The organism is Tepidibacillus fermentans (assembly GCF_004342885.1).
Classification (GTDB): Bacteria; Bacillota; Bacilli; order Tepidibacillales; family Tepidibacillaceae; genus Tepidibacillus; species Tepidibacillus fermentans.
Map to the genome: position 1 here is coordinate 41271 of NZ_SMAB01000014.1, position 20193 is coordinate 61463.

Annotated in this window: 15 protein-coding genes and 1 riboswitch; of the genes, 2 read left to right on the forward strand and 13 right to left on the reverse strand. The window is 35.0% G+C overall.

The features are described 5' to 3' along the window. Positions 1–23: 23 nt before the first annotated feature. Positions 24–164: riboswitch (FMN riboswitch) on the reverse strand. Between the two features lie 295 nt (positions 165–459). The 6 genes from EDD72_RS09025 to cspD all read right to left on the reverse strand — a co-directional run bounded on the left by EDD72_RS09025 (position 460) and on the right by cspD (position 5759). Then, positions 460–1179, reverse strand: coding sequence for an EcsC family protein (locus EDD72_RS09025; RefSeq protein ID WP_132769526.1), 720 nt, complete (start codon positions 1177–1179; stop codon positions 460–462). 25 nt (positions 1180–1204) lie between these two features. Then, on the reverse strand, positions 1205–1897 hold the full coding sequence (locus EDD72_RS09030; protein ID WP_132769528.1) for a DUF2225 domain-containing protein: 693 nt from the start codon (positions 1895–1897) through the stop codon (positions 1205–1207). Positions 1898–2070: 173 nt separating this feature from the next. Then, on the reverse strand, positions 2071–3318 hold the full coding sequence (gene ilvA, locus EDD72_RS09035) for a threonine ammonia-lyase IlvA (RefSeq protein WP_132769530.1): 1248 nt from the start codon (positions 3316–3318) through the stop codon (positions 2071–2073). 170 nt (positions 3319–3488) lie between these two features. Then, positions 3489–4787, reverse strand: a complete 1299-nt coding sequence (locus EDD72_RS09040) for an HD domain-containing protein (protein ID WP_132769532.1) — start codon at positions 4785–4787, stop codon at positions 3489–3491. Positions 4788–5126: 339 nt separating this feature from the next. Then, complete coding sequence (locus EDD72_RS09045) at positions 5127–5390, reverse strand: DUF2573 family protein (protein ID WP_132769534.1); 264 nt, start codon at positions 5388–5390, stop codon at positions 5127–5129. Between the two features lie 171 nt (positions 5391–5561). Continuing rightward, positions 5562–5759, reverse strand: a complete 198-nt coding sequence (cspD, locus tag EDD72_RS09050) for a cold-shock protein CspD (RefSeq protein ID WP_132769536.1) — start codon at positions 5757–5759, stop codon at positions 5562–5564. A 338-nt stretch (positions 5760–6097) separates the two neighbouring features. On the opposite strand from cspD, the gene EDD72_RS09055 reads away from it, so the two are divergent. Then, on the forward strand, positions 6098–7426 hold the full coding sequence (locus EDD72_RS09055; RefSeq protein WP_132769538.1) for a cytochrome ubiquinol oxidase subunit I: 1329 nt from the start codon (positions 6098–6100) through the stop codon (positions 7424–7426). A 21-nt stretch (positions 7427–7447) separates the two neighbouring features. Beyond that, on the forward strand, positions 7448–8470 hold the full coding sequence (locus EDD72_RS09060; protein ID WP_132769540.1) for a cytochrome d ubiquinol oxidase subunit II: 1023 nt from the start codon (positions 7448–7450) through the stop codon (positions 8468–8470). A 90-nt stretch (positions 8471–8560) separates the two neighbouring features. On the opposite strand, the gene EDD72_RS09065 is transcribed toward EDD72_RS09060, so the two are convergent. The 7 genes from EDD72_RS09065 to mnmA all read right to left on the reverse strand — a co-directional run bounded on the left by EDD72_RS09065 (position 8561) and on the right by mnmA (position 19981). Then, positions 8561–10489: a glycoside hydrolase family 13 protein gene (locus EDD72_RS09065; RefSeq protein ID WP_132769542.1), complete on the reverse strand. Its 1929-nt coding sequence runs from the start codon at positions 10487–10489 to the stop codon at positions 8561–8563. A 23-nt stretch (positions 10490–10512) separates the two neighbouring features. Then, positions 10513–12942: a glycogen/starch/alpha-glucan phosphorylase gene (locus EDD72_RS09070; RefSeq protein ID WP_132769544.1), complete on the reverse strand. Its 2430-nt coding sequence runs from the start codon at positions 12940–12942 to the stop codon at positions 10513–10515. 11 nt (positions 12943–12953) lie between these two features. Next, positions 12954–14396 (reverse strand): glycogen synthase GlgA, encoded by a 1443-nt coding sequence (glgA, locus tag EDD72_RS09075; protein ID WP_132769546.1) that lies wholly within the window; start codon positions 14394–14396, stop codon positions 12954–12956. A 40-nt stretch (positions 14397–14436) separates the two neighbouring features. Next, complete coding sequence (gene glgD, locus EDD72_RS09080; protein ID WP_132769548.1) at positions 14437–15552, reverse strand: glucose-1-phosphate adenylyltransferase subunit GlgD; 1116 nt, start codon at positions 15550–15552, stop codon at positions 14437–14439. Between the two features lie 23 nt (positions 15553–15575). Beyond that, on the reverse strand, positions 15576–16751 hold the full coding sequence (locus EDD72_RS09085; protein ID WP_132769550.1) for a glucose-1-phosphate adenylyltransferase: 1176 nt from the start codon (positions 16749–16751) through the stop codon (positions 15576–15578). Further along, the gene (gene glgB / locus EDD72_RS09090; RefSeq protein ID WP_132769557.1) at positions 16678–18669 is read right to left on the reverse strand and encodes a 1,4-alpha-glucan branching protein GlgB; all 1992 of its coding nucleotides are present in this window, start codon (positions 18667–18669) and stop codon (positions 16678–16680) included. Before glgB ends, EDD72_RS09085 begins: the two co-directional genes overlap by 74 nt. Before the next feature lie 217 nt (positions 18670–18886). After that, positions 18887–19981, reverse strand: a complete 1095-nt coding sequence (mnmA, locus tag EDD72_RS09095) for a tRNA 2-thiouridine(34) synthase MnmA (protein WP_132769553.1) — start codon at positions 19979–19981, stop codon at positions 18887–18889. Between the last annotated feature and the right edge of the window lie 212 nt (positions 19982–20193).

Genomic DNA, 20193 nt, shown 5'->3' on the forward strand with positions numbered 1-20193 from the left:
TAACTACCAATTGACAATTGTTCCACTTCCTTCTCCCATCCAGACTGTAACTGTCGGTTTCGGAATCTCACCGAATCAACCAATGACCAGTTGATCATTGGGTCGCGGACTACAAATAATTGATCACCGCCGGTAGGGAATTACACCCAACCCCGAAGGACTTTCATATTTTCTATTTTTGAATCAATTGTACAAGATATGTCCTAATTCTGCAATAAAAAACTCTCACTCAATCAACTCTTTAAGAAAAAATAAAGAATTATTTCTGTGGTTATGTTACAATGGATCGAGTTGTAAGGTAAAATTCATGAAAAGAAATGAAAAACGTTTGGTTTGTAATTTGCCTTGGTGTAAATTGGTCTTATGGATTGTAAAGGGGTTGTGTTACAAGGAAGAGAAGTAAGAGTTCTATGATCAATTACCTGCAGATGAAACATAAAGAATTTCTTTTTACAATCCCTAATTCAAAATCCGTAACCGATAACCATTCATTGCCGTCTCTCCAAGTGTATCTAATAATTGATAATTCACATATGCACCAATGACGGCACCGATTCCAGGAACCAATTGCAATAACTTAGCAATATCTAAATAATCCCGATATTCTTGTTGAAACGTCTTCCAATCCATCTCATCGTAATGGCGAGGCAATAATTGTATAGTCTCTTCCCAAGTCCTAATTAGGTAGTAGATCTCGCGTCTTCGCTGATCATTTGAAAATGCTAGTTGGAAAAGATAAAGGATATATAGCCTTTCCGTGTATTTGCTAATATCAAATCCATAGATAACCGCCGTGTCAAACAAAAATTTCATTTTGATTCCTAACAACAAAGGGAAATCAGCTAAACCTAGTAAGATGCCTCCTGCCCCAGTGCCTGCGCCTTCAGCGGCTGCAAGTTTTTTATAAAAATCTAAACGTTCAATGACCCGTCTTTCCCTCCCTTCTAGCGATACGTCAAGAAGTAATGGTTCTTTTGTGATATATTCAGAACCAATTAAAACCCCTTGAACCATATGTTTGATGCTTTTCGTAATAAAAGACTGCACTTGTTCTGGCATCCATTGATTAATTTTACCTTGGATTCCCTTTGTTAATTGATTGACAATACTAGGTTTTTTCGTCATTTTTCTTTTCCATTCTTCTAATTCTAACCTTACTCTTTGCTCATATGTGAACATTTTTTATCTCCTTTAGTTTCTCGATCTACCGATTCTCAATATCTCCTTCTAAATCATGCTGCATTTTATATTCTCTCCAACGTTCTCGTGTTATTTCCAAAACTTTAGGAGTCGTCATTTGATCAGAAAGTAATATACTAAACCACCTTCTCATCTTTTCATATTCTCCTAAGCGACCATATAACTCCCCAATCATGTAAATCAATAAGTACTTATCCATCTCAATTCGATCCAAATTCTCTCGTTGATATACTTCAAGATAAATATCCAACGCATTTCGTAAGAAACGTTTCTCTTCTTGTTCGTTATTATGATAACGGTTCAACCATGCAATTCTCATACAAAGATTAGCTTGAATTAACAGACTTTGATCTAATAACGTAGCTGCAAATAGAGCCAGTTTATAAAATCGTATTGCACATTCAATGGTTCGTTCTTCACATGCTTTTGGAATTTTAATCTTATCAATATACTGTTCTTTAAGGTTCTTCCGCTTTTTATCTAGAATGGCTGAAAAGCGATCAGTAAAGGCAAAACCGCAATGAGGACAGACATTTACTTCATAAAACAGAGGATTCTCCCCTTTAAAATATGGACAAAAATCTGCATCCTGTTTTATCATTCGTATCTGCCTTTGACGAATACGAGGAGTAGTAAATTCATGATCACAATAGAGGCATTTTATTTTCTTATCAAAAAAGAGCTCATTCGTTGGCATCACTCTACTCCTTTTCCGGTTAGTGATCGAATAAAAGAAAAAACCAATCTATTCTGATGATAGAAAGGTTCATTTTTTATAAGTTCGATTCTCTTATTTTATCATACCATAATCTTGTAAAGATTTTATGTATCAAATGTGTTATCTTTTTTGATTAGATGTAGGTTACACAATCAAATTAACAAGTTAAATAATTTTTCATCCTTATTAATTTCAATATAAGAAACACCTTTATTATTCATTCGTTCAATTAGAGCATGGTAATCTTCTTTATTTTTTAACTCAATTCCTACTAAAGCAGGGCCATTATCTTTGTTATTTTTTTTGGTATATTCAAACCGTGTAATGTCATCATTTACACCTAAAACTTCATCAATAAATTCTCGAAGTGCACCAGCTCTTTGTGGAAAATTAATTATGAAATAATGCTTAAGCCCTTCATAAATCAGGGATCGTTCTTTAATTTCTTGCATCCGATCGATATCATTATTGCCACCACTTATAATACACACGACATTTTTGCCCTTAATTTTATCTCGATAAAAATCTAAGGCAGCAATCGAGAGTGCTCCAGCAGGTTCAACAACAATTGCACTCTCATTGTACAATTCTAGAATTGTAGTACAAACTTTTCCCTCTGGAACTAAGACAATATCATCCAATGTTTCTTTACAAATTTTAAATGTGAGTTCCCCCACCTGCTTCACTGCTGCACCATCTACAAATTTGTCAATAAACTCTAAGGTAACGACATGATTTTGTTCAAAAGATCGTTTCATTCCAGGAGCTCCCGCTGGTTCTACACCAATGATTTTGGTAGATGGGCTTATACTCTTTATATATGACCCAATCCCAGCTGCTAATCCTCCACCACCTACACCAACAAACAGATAATCAAGAGAATCGTCCATATCATTCATAATCTCGATACCAATGGTTCCTTGCCCTGCAATCGTTCTTGGATCATCAAAAGGATGAATAAAAACCATATTCTCCTTCTCACAGTAACTTTTTGCTGCATAATAAGAATCATCAAAAGTATCTCCAGTAAGAATCACTTCTACGTAAGAACCACCATATCGCATGACTTGTGAAACCTTCTGTCTTGGTGTGGTAGTTGGCATGAAAATTTTACCTTGTATCTTCAGTAAGTGACAAGAATAAGCAACTCCCTGAGCGTGATTTCCTGCACTGGCACAGACAACCCCTCTTGCCCTTTCTTCGTCTGTCAGACTTTGAATGAAATTGTAAGCCCCACGTATTTTAAAAGACCTTACCACTTGCAAATCTTCTCGTTTTATAAACAAATTACATTGGTATCGATTGGATAAGATTTCATTTCGTTGAAGAGGTGTCTTGGAAACGACATCTTTTAAGGCTTGATTTGCAATGATAATATCTTTAATTTGTACCTGACTCATTCTTCCGATCCTCCCGAATATTTTGCAAATTTTAAAATTTATTTTATCACAAACCATTATCACAACACATCTTGTTTTTTAAAAAAATAATAAAACCTTTCCAAATCTAGTTAGAAAGGTCTATTTAAAAATGGATTCAATTTTACTTACGTAGAATGACTTTTCGATTTTTATTTTTTTAGAATCATTTTGATATATTCTTCTGGCATGAAAATCCGAGGTATAAATATTTTTTTATTACGAATTTGTCGTATTGTATCAGAAATATTTGATAACTCTTCATAGTTTCCTTTTTTATCAAAGAGAATAATTTGCTCTGTTGCTACCTTTTTATTGCTTGAACTTTCATTTCGAAGGATATAATCATCCTCATAAGAGCTGATAATGGCCTCATCTTTTAGATATATATACTGATGGGGAATCCCTTTTTCTTTGGATAAAGCTAAAACTTTTTCGAATAGAGCCATTTCATTCATTTGATCGATGGGGACTGTTTTATATAGTTTTCGATGAACGAATCTAGAACATAGATCACTTAAAATCGGGTCCTGATGATCTTTCCATTGATAAATATAGAACCAAATAGTATTGTCGGTAAGTCCAAGATAATTTTTAATTGTTTTTGGGTTAAGTCCATTAATCAGTATCTCATATAGGTCGTTTGGTAATTCTAATTTACCTTCTTTATTTAACTCAATCGCTCGTTCAAAAATTCGATCGATTAATAATTCTGCACTTCTACTCGTTTTATGATAATAAACATTGACGTACATATAATATCGAGCCATTACAAAATCTTCAGCAATACTAAGACCTTTGTCTTTATCTAAACCTACTTCAATCTCACCATTAACTTCTCCGATCCGCAAAACATGAATTAACCATTCAAGATCAAAATATCCGTATCCTGCACCTGTCATTTTTGAATCTCTTAATAAATAGTCGATTCGATCTGCATCTAATTGACTAGACAACAACTTTACTAGTGCTCTTGATGAATGAGTACGTTGAATCACATCAGCAACATCTTGCGCAAAGCCTTGTCGATAATTTTCAAGAACCTGATGGATTTCTGTATCACCAAGGATAATGGCAATTGTCCATTTTTCATGCCTGATTTTTGTTGTTTTTTCAAGTACATGTGAGAATGGACCGTGGCCGATATCATGTAATAATGCAGCAGTAAGGGCTAGTAATCGATGCTCCTTCAACTCATGAATGAATGGCTGAATATTATCCCCTTTTAAACTTGTTAGCTTATCCAGTAAGCGTTTCATGACATGTGTAACACCTAAGGAATGGGTGAAACGAGTATGTTCTGCTCCTGGAAAGGTAAAAGACGTTAATCCCAATTGCCGGATATGTCTTAATCGTTGAAAATCTAGAGTATCAATTAGATCTAATAATAATCGTTCTTCATTCTTATCAAATTGAATAATATTATGGACAGGATCACGTATCGTTTTCATGATTATCCCCCAATAAAAGAATAGAAAACTTTTTTACTATGTTGTTCCACAATTACAGAAAAAAATCCTCCTAACTTATTTATCCTTCCCCTACTTTTTAACATAAATCTCGAATCTAGTCTTTCCCTTTAAATCTACGCAATACATTGTCAACCTATTGATCTACTGTATTACTTGATCGTCTTAGATTTCATAAAAACTTCTTTATAAAAATACGATATATTGTGAAGTTTACTAAAACCTTAAGATTAGCTAATTCCAGCCCTAGTTTTGTCCAAGAAGCTCTGAATTTAGCCCCCTTTTTATTTTGACTCGAACAACTCTGTCATCAAATCGTGGTTACTTATTCTGATTATTTTTTACTTGGCTTCTGTATTCTTCATTTAATTTTTTGATTTCAGCATAAAGACCTTTAATAACTTCTCTCTCTTCTGGGAACGATCCTCCCCAGTGATTCGTTAATGCTGGCATTGTTTTAGAAATATGATTATATAAGGCCCAAACTTTTACTTTTTCTTTTAATTCCTCATTACTTTCGCCAAGTAGTAATTCTGTATATTTTTCAATTAGCCCATCAAATGATTCTAAAAACTTTACCTCCATATGAACACTCCATTCTTATAGATTTGCGATCTTCCATAAACATCATAAAACTCCTACCTGAAAAAAAGCAAATGGACGAGATGTAAAGCTAAGGAAGACAAAAGATGATGTGATTGAAAAAAGAAAGAGCCATGATGTTGGCTCTTTCTTCAATATATATTGCTATATATATTATAGTTTTACAACATTAGCAGCTTGAGGTCCGCGGTTACCTTCAACGATATCGAAGCTAACTTCTTGGCCTTCTTCCAATGTCTTAAAACCTTCGCCTTGGATAGCTGAATAATGTACGAATACGTCGTTTCCACCTTCAACTTCGATGAATCCAAAACCTTTTTCTGCATTAAACCATTTTACTTTACCTTGCATTTGATAAGCCTCCTAAAAAACTGTGCACATTTGTGCATGTAGTAAATTAACCATTTGACCTCATTATGCAGCTATGTAATAAAAAAATACCCCAGAGTTGTCGTTAGGAAAATAAAACTCGTCCTCACAACAATGGGGTACGACCTTCTTATTTCCAAAACTATATAACTCAGTTAAATGGCTTATATTAACTATACAATAATTTCTAATCAGAGTCAACTAAAAACAAACCTATTTAAAAAATTACCAAAATATATTTATCAAAAAGTTCATTAAGTATAAATTTGAAATATTTTTCCCATGATGGTAAGAAGAAGTTAGTTGAAAGGACTGATTTAATGAACCATTTATTAAATGCACGTTTTTTATTTGGACTTACGATGGCAGTTCATATTATTTTTGCAGTCTTAGGCGTAGGTATTCCACTAATGATGCTTATCGCAGAAATCACTTTTCAAAAAACAAAAGATCGCGATTATGCCATTATGACGAAACGATGGACAAAAACATTCACAATTTTACTTGGTGTAGGAATTCCTACCGGTACAATCGCAAGTGTACAGCTTTCGGTATTGTGGCCTTCATTTATGGAAGCAGTGGGAAAAGTAATCTCTTTACCATTCCAAATTGAAATTTATGCTTTCTTTTTAGAATCGATCTTTATGACCATTTACGTATATGCTGCAGATCGTATTTCTAATCCATTACGAATTTTAAGCTTAACTTTAGTCACTATTGGGGCTATACTCTCAGCTATTCTAATAACAAATGTTCATGCTTGGCAAGAAACACCGTCAGGTTTTGATTATGTAAATGGTGAGTTTTTAAATGTGAACCCATGGAAAGCTTTTTTTAATCCTATATTTTTAACTACAGCATCCCATGTAGTAACATCAGCTTTTATGGTTGGTTCCTTTATGATCGTAACAGTTGCGGCCTATAAGATGCTAAGAAAAGGTGTAAACGAGCGAGAATACAAATTCCACCAAAAAGCATTAATGATCGCTTTAGCTGTAGGTGGGCTTTCAGGAGTAGCTACCGCTTTAAATGGACATGATTCAGCGATGAAACTGCATATATTTCAACCTGAAAAACTGGCAGCTGCAGAGGGATTGTTTGAGACAACAGCCAACGCACCTCTCGCAGTAGGGGGGATAGTCGATCCGAATACTCAACAAGTCAAATGGGCATTACAAGTTCCTAGTTTGTTAAGCATCTTGGCAACAGGTAAACCAAGCGGAATCGTAAGAGGACTTAATGAGTTTCCTAGAGATGAATGGCCGCCATTAGTTACACATATCTTATTTGATTCAATGGTTGGTGTTGGAACTCTTCTGATTTTACTTGCTGTTTTAGGTTTTTGGTTTAAACGTATCAATAAAGATCGCCGTTTTCCAAAATGGTTACTGTGGGGATTTGTTCTTTCTGGGCCGTTATCGATTGCTGGGATCGAATTAGGATGGTCTTTTTCAGAAATTGGCCGTCAGCCTTGGACAATCTATCGGGTTTTACGAACATCAGAAGCAGTAACGACGAATGGTAATATGGGATTGTTCTTTTTGATTTTTGTTGGATTATACGTATTACTAGGAGTTATTACATTACTGGTTCTACGGTACTATTTTAAACGTCATCCATTAAGCAAAGATCTAGAAAAGATAAACTAAACATGAAGGTTGGTGAATGAGATGAGTGAGACACAATTTAGTATCGCTTTACTATGGTTATTTATCTTTATCTATTCAATCGCAGGATCACTTGATTTTGGTACCGGTTTTTGGTCAATGGTTTACTCTAACCGAAAAGATACGAAAGCAGGAGATATAGCAAATAAGTATCTATCACCTGCTTGGGAAATTACCAATGTTTTATTAGTTATGTTTGTTGTGGCTTTAGTTAGTTTTTTCCCAAATGCTACTTTTACCTTAGGAACTGCATTGATGGTACCTGCGAATTTGATTTTAGTTTTACTAAGCATTAGAACGGCTTTTATGGTTTTTGCCTATTCTGCAAAAGAATATAAAACCATCCTGAATCGAGTTTCTGGAGTTACAGGTATTTTGGTTCCAGCACTGCTTGTCGTTGTATTACCAATTACTCATGGGGGATTTATTCAAGATGTTAATGGAGTACTACAACTTCCGCTAAGTAAAGTATTTACGAGTCCAACCGTTTATGCTTTTATTGGAATGGCAATTAGTATGACCTTGTATCTTTCAGCATTGCTATTAGCCGATTACGCTAGTATTACTGGAGACCGATCTGCTTTAGATATTTATCGTAAACACAGTATGTGGATTGGGCCATTTACGATATTGCTAGGCTTTTTAATCATTTTAGCCATAAAAAATGAAGCCAATTGGTTATATGTGAACCTTCGGAACTATTTATTATGGATTATCCTTTCAGTTTTATCATTTTTCGTAGGGTATTGGTCTTTATGGAGAACGCAAAATGATACGAATGAAGAGAGTCGAGGACCAAGAATTGCCTTGATATCTGTAATCGTTCAATTATTCTTCGCCAGTTATGCCTATGGAAAAGCACACTTACCCTACTTAGTCTATCCCACTACGATTCAGGAAAGTATTACAAATAGCGCAATGTACCGAGCATTAGTTGTTTCTTATATCGTTGGAACATTTCTTATGTTACCAGCGTTTATCTGGCATTGGAGATTGTTTATCCGTAACCGGGAGTATGTCAAATAGAAGTTTCGTTTTAAAAAGGATAGATAGGATATATCATCAGAGCCACTAATAAAGCTGGCTCTTTTTCTTTGTACGCCCGAAATTAGTACCCTACTGATCTCTTATCAGCAATTTTCCTTCTAATGGTTTTAATGTGAGTATGAATACGCCGTCTTCAATTACAATCTCCTCATGTAGATTTAGTAGATTTTTCAGGCGACCATTTGGTACCCACTTTGAAATATCCGATACAATACGTCTTTCCTCAAAAAGATTGCGATTGAACAATACGATTGCAGTATTTGCTTTTCTTCTTTGGCCTAAAGCATCTAGACCATCCTTAATCTGTCTTACAAATCCATAAACATCTGAATCAAAAAAAAGGGAGATCCATTCACCTGTTCGCAGTACATCATAGTCATTGCGTATGGCGATCATTTTTTGAAACCATTCTAATAGATCATGATTTTCCCGACCCCATGGATAGCCCCTTCGATTAAAAGGATCGTTTCCACCTTGTAGTCCTACTTCATCTCCATAATAAATCGATGGAACACCTGGAAAGGTCATTTGCCAAAGCGTTGCTATTTTTAATCTTGCAATTGACATATTTCTTTTCTGCTCCAAATTCAAATGTTGCGGCAATTCCTCTTGTAAAACGGTAAGAATTCGAGGAACATCATGACTTCCTAACAAATTCATTAAACTATAAAAATAATGGATAGGGTAATTCTCATAGAGACTCATTAATGTAGAATGAACGGCAAAAGCATCCTTATGACCTAATAGAAAGTCAATGACGATCTTTCGGAATGGATAATTCGTCACGGAATCTAATTCTTCACCATAGAAATATTCACGTCTTTGGCCATAACTAATTTTGTTCGAGGCATCTTCCCACACTTCCCCGATTAAGACGGCTTCTGAATCCTGCTCTTTTAAAACCTCCTTGAACCTTTTGATAAACGTATCGGGAAGTTCATCAGCCACATCAAGTCTCCAGCCCTTAATTCCAGTACTTAGCCAATGTTTTAACACGCTATTCTGACCATAGATCACAAAGTTCTGGTAAGAAGTATCCAATTCGTTCACATTGGGTAATAAGTCAATCCCCCACCAACAATCATACCAATCTGGAAACTCATTAAAACGATACCAAGAGAAATAAGGGGAGTTTTTAGATTGGTATGCACCAATAGATGGATAATTTCCCTCTTTATTGAAATAGATACTATCACTACCGGTATGACTAAAAACACCGTCAAGTATGATAGAAATTCCTAATTTTTTTGCTTCGTTCACTAAATCGAGAAAAATTTCTTCATCGCCAAACATCGGATCAATCTTATGATAATCTCCTGTATCATATTTATGATTACTTTGAGCTTCAAAGATAGGGTTAAAATAAATAATGCGTATACCTAGATCCTTTAAATAAGGTAATTTTTTCTTTACACCAATTAGATTGCCGCCAAAGAAGTCCCAACGAGCGATTCGTCCCGTTTTCTCATCTTTAATATAAATTGGATCGTTTTCCCAATGGGCATGGATTAAACTATTCTTCTTTGGGTTTAACACTTTGCCATCTTCATTTCCATTATAGAAACGATCGACAAAAATTTGATAGATAACAGCATCATAAAACCAAGTAGGTGGCAATACCTTATTTTGATAAACGGTAATTTGATAGGGTCTTGGAAGCTGTTCAGATATTTCACCGATTCCGCCTTGTTTTGCCACATTGTTTCCATAATAATAGCCTCGACCATTCGTTACCACCATGAAATAATACCAAAGCAATCCAGTTGTGGGAGGTGTGGTAATTTGAACAAAATAGACACCTTCTTCTCCTTGTAAAGGGGTCATTATAAAATCATTTTTATCTTCACCTTCTTTCCAAATGCGAAGCGTTACTGTATCGATCTTACTGATTAATTGTAGTTTTATCTTTAACTCTACTTGTTGGTTACAAGGTACTGCTCCAAAGGGATTACGATAAAACAAATCATGGGAATTATGGTAGATCCAATTTCTGGCCATGTCTCCTCCTTCATCCCCCTAATTTACGGAATAAAAATGGGACGAATCTCCCAGGTTCCAGAAGCGTATTCGTAAATCGTTCGATCACTAGAAAAAATTCCAGAATGAGCAATATTGATAATACTTTTTTCTGTCCAAGCCTTATGATCTCGGTAAGATTGGTCGATTCGTTGCTGTGTATCAGCATAAGCTGCAAAATCTTTGAGAACAAAAAATTCATCATTTTCTTGTAGTAAGGAATAGTAGATGAATTTAAATTCAACAACTTCTTTTAAAAAGAAACCGTTCATGAGTTGATCTAAGATTTTTCGCAAACGAGGATCGCTTTGATAAAAATCCCTTGCTCGATATCCACCTTGTTGATAATAATGTAACACTTCTTGTGGGGTTAAACCGAAAATAAAGATATTATTATCCCCTACTTCATCTTTTATTTCGATATTTGCTCCATCTAATGTTCCAAGTGTTAATGCTCCATTCATCATAAATTTCATATTGCCCGTTCCTGAAGCCTCTTTACTTGCTGTTGAAATTTGTTGTCCAATGTCAGCAGCTGGAATAATTTTTTCTGCCAGTGTAACACCGTAATTCTCTATAAAAATTACTTTGATTTTCCCATGAATCGTTGGATCATTGTTTATAACTGTGGCAACGGTATTGATTAACTTAATAATTCTTTTTGCCAAAAAGTATCCTGGCGCAGCCTTAGCCCCAAAAATAAATGTCCGAGGAATAATATCAAGATCAGGATTCTCTTTTAAACGATTATAGAGGTCCATAATATAAAATACATTTAATAGTTGTCGTTTGTATGCATGAAGTCGTTTCACTTGCACATCAAAAATTGAATTAGGATCAACGGAAATATTATATTTTTCCTGAATGTAATTGGATAGTGAGATTTTATTTTTCTTTTTAACTAGGAAGATTTGCTCTTGAAAGGATGGGTCTTTTGCGTAATTTTGTAGATAATTCAAATCGGATGGATGTTCAATCCAATTCGGGCTAATCGTATCGGAGATGATTTTCGCTAATAATGGATTTGCCTTTAGTAACCATCTTCGATGCGTAATTCCGTTTGTTTTATTGTGAAACTTATAAGGGAAACATGCATAAAAGTTCTTCATTACTTGTTTCTTTAAGATTTCTGTATGAATTTTTGATACCCCATTTACCTGATAGCTCCCAACAATTGCGAGATGTGCCATTTTCACTTGCCCATCTGCGATGATTGCCATTTGATGGATAAGATCCCATTCACCAGGGTATTTATTCCATAATTCTCGACAAAATCGTTCATTAATCTCTTCGATGATCATATAGATTCTTGGTAATAAGGTTTTCATCATATCGATTGGCCATCGCTCAAGGGCTTCTTGGAGCGTTGTGTGATTCGTATAGGAAATGGTTCTCGTTGTGATCGACCATGCTTGATCCCATTCTAAACCTTCTTCATCCATTAGAATTCTCATTAGTTCGGGAATCGCTAATACGGGATGGGTATCATTGATATGAATAGCTACTTTATTTGGAAGATCATGAATGTCTTGATGCCTTTTTTTATAACTACGAATAATACTTTGAAGACCTGCTGATACAAGAAAATATTGTTGTTTTAAACGAAGAATCTTGCCTTCTTCCTTACTATCATCTGGATAAAGAAACTCTGAAATCGATTCTGTAGAGCGCTTATAATCTATAATCTTTTGATAGTCTCGGTTATTTAAACATTGAAAATCAAAATCTTTTATCGCTGATTCGGCACTCCATAATCGTAAAGTATTTACTGTTTTATTCTTATAACCTGGTACTGGAATGTCGTAAGGGACGGCAAGAACCGATTCATAGTTTTCATGGTGAAATACTAAACGCTCCCCTACTTTTTCGACCCATACATTTCCACCAAAGCGAACTTCTACTGCTTTATCTGATCGCCTGACTTCCCAAACGTTCCCTTCTCTTAACCAGTAATCAGGTAGTTCGATCTGGTATCCATCCACAATTTTTTGTTCAAAAAGCCCATATTTATAACGAATTCCACATCCGTGACCAGGTAAATGTAAAGAAGCCAACGAATCAAGAAAGCATGCAGCTAATCTACCTAATCCACCATTCCCTAAGCCAGGATCGGGCTCTTGTTGCTCAATTTTTTCGAGAGAAATGTCTAAATCCCTTAATCCTTCTTCAACAATTTCACGAATTCCCAAATTTAGCAAATTTGTCCCCAACATGCGGCCAAGCAAAAATTCAATCGATAGATAATAGACTTGTTTTTCACCTCTTTCACGGTAATTCTTTTTAGTCAAAATCCAATTCTTACTGATATGTTCTTTGACCATACTTCCTAAAACCATGAATTGTTCAATAGTTGTCGATTCATTGATATTCTTTCCGTACATATTCTCTAAACGCTCTAAAAAAGCGTTTTTAAACCTCTTCTTATCAAGAAACATCGCCATCCTCCTTATCCCTGAAGCAAGTGATGATAGAGATCGATATATTGTTTCGCTGATGCTTTCCAACTGTTATCTAGCTTTGCAATATTATTATGAATATAAGTCCAATTTTCCTTATCATAGTAAAGGTGAATCGCCCTTCGAACAGTGTAGAGCATGTCATGAGCATTATAATTTGTAAAACTAAACCCGTTTCCTTCTTTTGTAAATTCATTATAAGATTGAACGGTATCCTTTAAACCCCCTGTTTCCCGAACAATTGGAATAGAGTGGTAACGAAGAGCAATTAATTGACTTAACCCACAAGGTTCAAATAATGAAGGCATTAAGAATAAATCAGACGCCGCATAAATTTGTCTGGCTAAACCTTCATCAAAGAATGTATGTACGGATAATTTATGAGGATAACGAATCATCGCATCTAAAAAAATCTCTTCGTAATGACGTTCACCTGTACCTAGAATGACAAGTTGAATATCTTCTGATAAGAGTTCATCTAAAACATGAACGATTAAATCCAACCCTTTTTGTGCTACAAGCCTTGATACGATTGCGATCATTGGAATATCTGGACGGATGGGTAATGATAACTCTTCTTGTAAACGTATTTTGTTTTTCGTTTTTAGCTCAATAGAATGATCATCATATTGAACAAAAAGATGGGGATCTGTAGCAGGGTTATACACTTCCTCATCGATCCCATTTAATATCCCATACAAATCATTATTTCTCTTTCGAAGAATTCCATCTAAAGCTTCACCAAAATAAGGATATTGAATCTCCTTAGCGTAGGTTCGACTTACCGTTGTAATCTTATCAGAAAAAGCTAATCCTCCTTTTAAAAAATTAACCTGTCCGTAAAACTCAATCCCATCCATTGTGAAAAACTCTTCTTGTAAGTCAAATAGATCCCCTAATATGGACCTGGGAAAAATCCCTTGATATTTCAAATTATGAATGGTAAATACTGTACGTATATTTTTATAGAAATCATGATGTTGATAATATGCCTTAAGAAAAACGCTAGTTAAAGCAGTTTGCCATTCATGCAAATGGATAATTTGTGGTTGAAAATCTATGTATGGAAGTGCTTCTAAAACTGCTCGACTAAAAAAAACAAAACGTTCCGCTTCATCAAAGGAACCATTATACCCATAAATTCTGTCACGATAAAAGTAATACTGATTATCAATAAAATAATAAGTAACATCCTGATAGATATACTCTAAAATTCCACAATATTGATTTCTCCAACCCAAGGGAACCTGTAATGTTTTTTTTAATACCATTTTCTCTTTATAATCTTGAGGAATTTGTTTATAGTTGGGTAAAAAAACACGGACCTCTATCCTTTGTTTTTTTAATTCTTTTGGTAAAGATCCGATCACATCTGCTAAGCCGCCTGTTTTGATAAAAGGTACACCTTCAGAAGCAACAAAAAGTACATTCATACCTACCAACCGATCCTTTCCTTTAACGAATACAACATATCTAAATCATACTCTTTTTCCCAAGTACCAGTGGTTTATCTTTTGTCCCTATTAACTTTCTCTCAGGTGAGATAAAAACTTCCTTGTCTAAGATTACATTCTCAATTATCGTGTTTTCCCCAATTTCGGACTTTTGCATGATGATACTATTTTTAATGATTGCTCCTTTGTGTACCTTTACACCTCGAAAGAGAATACTGTTTTCAACTTTTCCCTCAATTAAACAACCATTTGCCACAATTGAATTAGATACTTCTGCACCATCTAGATATTTTGCAGGTGGTTCATCTTTTGTTTTTGTATAAATAGGACCTGGCTCTGAAAACAAATTATGCCAATGGCTTTCTGACAATAATTTTAGATTATGTCGGTAGTAGCTTTCGATCGAATCGATTTTTACCGCATACCCTTTATGTTCAAAACCAAATATTTTTAATTGATGGAGATTATCAATAATACAATGCTGTAGAAAATCATATTTTCCATTTTCTGTATTTGTATGAATCATATCTAGCAAAAGCTGTTTTTCGATGATATATATCTCTAAAGAACTTTTGTTCGATTTAAGTCGATTTGATTCATTTTCTATCGTAATGATTCGTCTATGTTCATCTATTTCCATTTTTCTATAAGATTGGTCGTCATCAAGATCTGGATCTAGCTTCTTATAGATCACAGTAATATCTGCTCCTGACACTTGATGATATTCAAAAGCCGGACGAAAATCCATATTTGCCACTAGGTTCCCGCCTGTCAATATTACGTACTTTTGCTGGCCGCGATAAAAGAAATCAATATGATCTTGAAAATGTTGCAAATCCCCTTTAAAAGGACTCGAAGTATGTTCAAAAGATGGAGGTAAGATAAATAATCCTCCTCGTTTACGATCCAGATCCCATTCTGCTCCTGTTCCTAAATGATCCATTAATGAACGGTATTTATTGGATATAAAGACAGAAACGTCCCGTATTCCAGAATTCACCATATTTGATAATGTAAAATCAATCAGTCGATATCTTCCACCAAAAGGGACAGATGCGCTCGAACGATGAAAAGTTAGCTCATTTAATTGATCTCTATCATTACTTAGATTAATGACTCCCATTACTTCTTCCATTCTGAATATTTCTCCTTTCCCAATTATGAATTTATATTAACTGCATGAATATCTTCTACTTGAGGCGAGCCAAAAATTTGTGTTTTTTCTTCAATCAAAGTAATTTTCCCATTTTCACTTCTAATTCGACAACCATCTTTAATAATCGTACCTTCTCCAATAATCGCATTGTAAATCATGACATTTTCTCCAATCTGTACATTTGGCATAATGACCGAGTCCTTTATGATGCTACCTTTGCCTACATGAACACCATAAAAAATAACAGAATGGTCGACTTCACCATAAACACGGCTACCTTCATTAATTAATGAGTTTTTAATTTTTGCACTTGATCCAATATATTGTGGGGGATAATTTGTATTAGATGAACGAATTCTCCAATGGTAATCATTTAAATCTAAACTAGGATGGTTGGATAATAAATCCATATTGGCACTCCATAAACTTTCAATTGTTCCAACATCTTTCCAATACCCATTAAATGGGTAAGCATATATTTTCCTTTTCTCTTGCAACATCATCGGAATGATATCTTTCCCAAAATCATTACTTGAATTTGGGTTATTTTCATCTTTTATCAAATAAGAACGTAAAACATCCCAATTAAAAATATAAATGCCCATGGATGCAAGGTTATTCTTTGGTTGTATCGGTTTTTCTTCGAATGACCGAATACGGGTACTAGGATCGATATTCATGATGCCAAATCGGCTAGCTTCCTCCCATGGAACCTCAATACCAGCTATCGATAATTCTGCATTTTTCTCAATATGATATTTGAGCATATGTGAATAATTCATTTTGTAAATGTGATCCCCAGAGATTATAAGAACATACCGAGGATTATAGCGTTCGATAAAAGCAATGTTTTGATAAATGGCATTTGCTGTTCCTTTATACCATCTTCCCCCATCTTGTTGTACAAATGGAGGTAAAACAGTTACTCCCCCCCGATTCCGATCCAGATCCCAATGACTTCCAATACCAATATAAGAATTCAATATTAATGGTTCATATTGCGTTAAAACACCAACTGTTTCTATTCCAGAATGGGTACAATTACTTAATGCAAAATCGATAATCCTATATTTTCCGCCAAAAGGAACTGCAGGTTTTGCTTGTCTATTTGTAAGAACTCCTAACCGTTTTCCCTCCCCACCTGCTAAAAGCATAGCCACAACTTCTTTTTGGTACATATTTCAACCTCCCAATTTCCTTTTGAATTCGTGAAACCTTAAAAAATTGACAGGATAATGGTGAAATTTTGATTTCTAGACTGTAGGGTTGGTTGTGCCACTTTAATTCTTCAGCCATTAAGTATTGATTTTGATTTGTTAAACCATTACCGCCATACTTTTCTTCATTCGTGTTAAAAATTTCGATATATTCTCCCAAAGTAGGAACGCCAATCCGATAGTGTTCATAAACCATCGGTGTAAAATTACAAACAACGATGATCCAATCTCCTTTTTTCTTCCCTTTTCTCATAAAAGTGATGATACTTTGACTCACATCGTGAGGATCAATCCACTCAAATCCTTTTTCTGTATGATCCAATTCCCATAAAGCTGATTCACGACGATAAAAATGATTTAATTCTTTGACAAACTGTTTCATCTTGTAGTGGAATTCAAAATCTAGCAAATTCCAATCTAGTTGAGATTGGTCCTTCCATTCATCAAATTGAGCAAACTCTCCACCCATAAACAGAATCTTTTTCCCTGGATGAGCCATCATATATCCATACAGGAGTCGTAAACTAGCAAATTTGTCCCAATAGGAACCAGGCATTTTATTTAATAGAGAACGTTTCCCATGAACTACTTCATCATGAGATAATGGAAGGATGAAATTTTCGCTAAAAGCATAGAAGAAAGAAAAAGTGATTAAATGGTGATGATATTTTCGGTAAATCGGGTCCATTTCCATATACCGCAACATATCGTTCATCCAACCCATATTCCATTTAAAGTTAAAACCTAATCCACCAAGATAAGTTGGTGCGCTAACCATTGGCCATGCTGTTGATTCCTCTGCAATCATTAATGTGGTTGGATCATATTTAAAAACGACTTCGTTTAATTTTCGTAAGAATGAAATAGCTTCAAGATTTTCATTGCCACCATATTGATTGGGAACCCATTCCCCGCCTTTTTTATCAAAATCCAAGTAAAGCATGCTAGAAACCGCATCTACCCGAAATCCATCAATATGATATTCCTTTATGAAAAAAATTAAATTAGAAATAAGAAAACTAAGAATTTCCGGTTTACCATAGTCAAAACTTAACGTTCCCCAACTTGGCTTTTCTGCCTTTTTAGGGTCTGCATATTCATATAAAGGAGTACCATCAAAACATCGTAACCCATGAGAATCCTTGGCAAAATGGCTAGGTACCCAATCAAGAATGACACCGATCCCCTTCTGATGACATTGGTCAACAAAATACATAAAGTCATGCGGCATACCATAACGGCTTGTAATAGAATAATAGCCGGTTATCTGGTAACCCCAAGATTGGTCATAGGGATGTTCGGCTATTGGCAGAATTTCAATGTGGGTATAACCAAGATTGACGACATAACCAATCAATTCGTCGGCTAATTCTCGATAAGTATAGAATTCACCATTCTTTTTTTTCCAAGAGCCAAGATGGACTTCATAAATCAGTAGAGGTTGATGATAGATGGATCGGATTTTCTTCTTTTGCATCCAGTCTTCATCATTCCAGCAATAACCATCAAGAGAGTAAATAATTGAAGCTGTATTGGGTCTTTGTTCAGACAAAAAAGCATACGGATCAGCTTTTAAAATTATTTCCTTTTCAGTAATAATTTCATATTTGTACAAATCACCATTTTTTAATCCAGGAATAAAAATGATCCATAATCCTGAATCATTAATCCTTTGCATAAGGTGCCGTTCACCATTCCACTGATTAAAGTCACCAACTACTCGAACCATTCTTGCATTTGGAGCCCAAACCATAAACCGGGCTCCCTGCACTCCTTTGTACTTGATCAGGTGTGCACCTAGCATTTTATAGCTGTGAAACAAGTTCCCTTCGTGAAATAAGTACAAGTCTGTTTCGCTTGGATGAAGAGGATCTACCATAACTCCATTCCTTTCTGTCATAACTGCTACAATCGAACATCTACAGAATCTATAAATATGCAAGAAAAATAATGAAAATGACAGACAAAATGTCTAACTTTAGTGCATTAAATTATGTAAAAGGATATGCACCATATTTTACAGATATGACAGTTTTGCTACTTTGAGCATAAAAAAACGCCCCTTTTTTTAAAAAGGGCGTTTGTTATCCATACTTTTATTTTAATGCTTGGTCGATAATACCTCCACCTAGGCAAACTTCACCTTGGTAAAATACGACAGCTTGCCCGGGAGTAATGGCTTTTTGTTCTTCTTCAAAGATGACTTCACAAGAATTGTTTTCTTTGATCGTAACCGTTACTTTTTGATCGGGTTGACGATAGCGGAATTTAGCTGTACAGATGAAATGCTGTCCTGGTGGATTGCCACTAATCCAATTGACATCCGTTGCTATCAATCCTTTTGAAAATAGGCTTGGATGATATGCACCTTGTGCAACATACAGAATGTTATTTTTTACATCTTTGTCAACGACAAACCATGGCTCACCAGTTCCTTCGCCACCAATTCCTAATCCTTTGCGCTGTCCAAGGGTATAATACATCAGCCCCTGGTGTGTTCCTTTTACCTCACCATCTAGGGAACGAATCTCTCCAGGTTGGGCAGGAAGAAATTTACTAAGAAATTCACGAAAATCTCGTTCTCCGATAAAACAAATACCTGTACTATCTTTTTTTGTAGCCGTAGCCAATCCATGTTCCTGTGCAATCTTTCGAACTTTACTCTTCGGTAAATGGCCGATTGGGAACATTGTTTTCGATAATTGATATTGATTTAATGCATTAAGAAAATAAGTCTGATCTTTATTTTGATCAACACCTCTTAGGAGTTGAAATTCACCGTTGACATTTTGTACTCTCGCATAATGACCTGTTGCAATATAATCTGCATCGAGTTCTAAGGCTTTTTCTAGAAACTCACCAAATTTAATTTCTCGATTACACATGACATCAGGGTTTGGTGTTCGACCCTTTTTATACTCACTAAGGAAATAATCAAAAACTTTTTCCTTATACTCTTCTTCAAAGTTAACAGAATAATAGGGAATTCCGATTTGATTACATACCCGTACAACATCTTGAAAGTCATCTTCTGCCGTACAATGGCCAAATTCATCGCGGTCATCCCAATTTTTCATAAACACACCAATCACGTCATACCCTTGTTGTTTCAATAATAATGCTGCTACGGATGAATCAACACCACCAGACATTCCTACGATTACTCTAATATCTTCAGGTTTTTTATTCATTGAAGTCGCCTCTTTATACAAAAAATTTCCAAATTTATTTATATTGATTATGACTTGTACATTATCTTTATATATGTATCATATTTCACTTAAAAAATCAAAAAAAAGAACCCAATAGTTTGTGTCAAGTTTTTGTGGGAGAAATTTTTTACAAATATATACAAATATATTATGTAAGCGTAATCGGTATTTGAGAGTTCCCCTAGGTAGAT

What these genes read in the sequence shown, in the direction of transcription:
- EDD72_RS09025 (WP_132769526.1), bottom strand. Translation starts at nt 1,179, where the DNA reads ATGTTCACATATGAGCAAAGAGTAAGGTTAGAATTAGAAGAATGGAAA.
- EDD72_RS09030 (WP_132769528.1), bottom strand. Translation starts at nt 1,897, where the DNA reads ATGCCAACGAATGAGCTCTTTTTTGATAAGAAAATAAAATGCCTCTAT.
- ilvA (WP_132769530.1), bottom strand. Translation starts at nt 3,318, where the DNA reads ATGAGTCAGGTACAAATTAAAGATATTATCATTGCAAATCAAGCCTTA.
- EDD72_RS09040 (WP_132769532.1), bottom strand. Translation starts at nt 4,787, where the DNA reads ATGAAAACGATACGTGATCCTGTCCATAATATTATTCAATTTGATAAG.
- EDD72_RS09045 (WP_132769534.1), bottom strand. Translation starts at nt 5,390, where the DNA reads ATGGAGGTAAAGTTTTTAGAATCATTTGATGGGCTAATTGAAAAATAT.
- cspD (WP_132769536.1), bottom strand. Translation starts at nt 5,759, where the DNA reads ATGCAAGGTAAAGTAAAATGGTTTAATGCAGAAAAAGGTTTTGGATTC.
- EDD72_RS09055 (WP_132769538.1), top strand. Translation starts at nt 6,098, where the DNA reads ATGAACCATTTATTAAATGCACGTTTTTTATTTGGACTTACGATGGCA.
- EDD72_RS09060 (WP_132769540.1), top strand. Translation starts at nt 7,448, where the DNA reads ATGAGTGAGACACAATTTAGTATCGCTTTACTATGGTTATTTATCTTT.
- EDD72_RS09065 (WP_132769542.1), bottom strand. Translation starts at nt 10,489, where the DNA reads ATGGCCAGAAATTGGATCTACCATAATTCCCATGATTTGTTTTATCGT.
- EDD72_RS09070 (WP_132769544.1), bottom strand. Translation starts at nt 12,942, where the DNA reads ATGTTTCTTGATAAGAAGAGGTTTAAAAACGCTTTTTTAGAGCGTTTA.
- glgA (WP_132769546.1), bottom strand. Translation starts at nt 14,396, where the DNA reads ATGAATGTACTTTTTGTTGCTTCTGAAGGTGTACCTTTTATCAAAACA.
- glgD (WP_132769548.1), bottom strand. Translation starts at nt 15,552, where the DNA reads ATGGAAGAAGTAATGGGAGTCATTAATCTAAGTAATGATAGAGATCAA.
- EDD72_RS09085 (WP_132769550.1), bottom strand. Translation starts at nt 16,751, where the DNA reads ATGTACCAAAAAGAAGTTGTGGCTATGCTTTTAGCAGGTGGGGAGGGA.
- glgB (WP_132769557.1), bottom strand. Translation starts at nt 18,669, where the DNA reads ATGGTAGATCCTCTTCATCCAAGCGAAACAGACTTGTACTTATTTCAC.
- mnmA (WP_132769553.1), bottom strand. Translation starts at nt 19,981, where the DNA reads ATGAATAAAAAACCTGAAGATATTAGAGTAATCGTAGGAATGTCTGGT.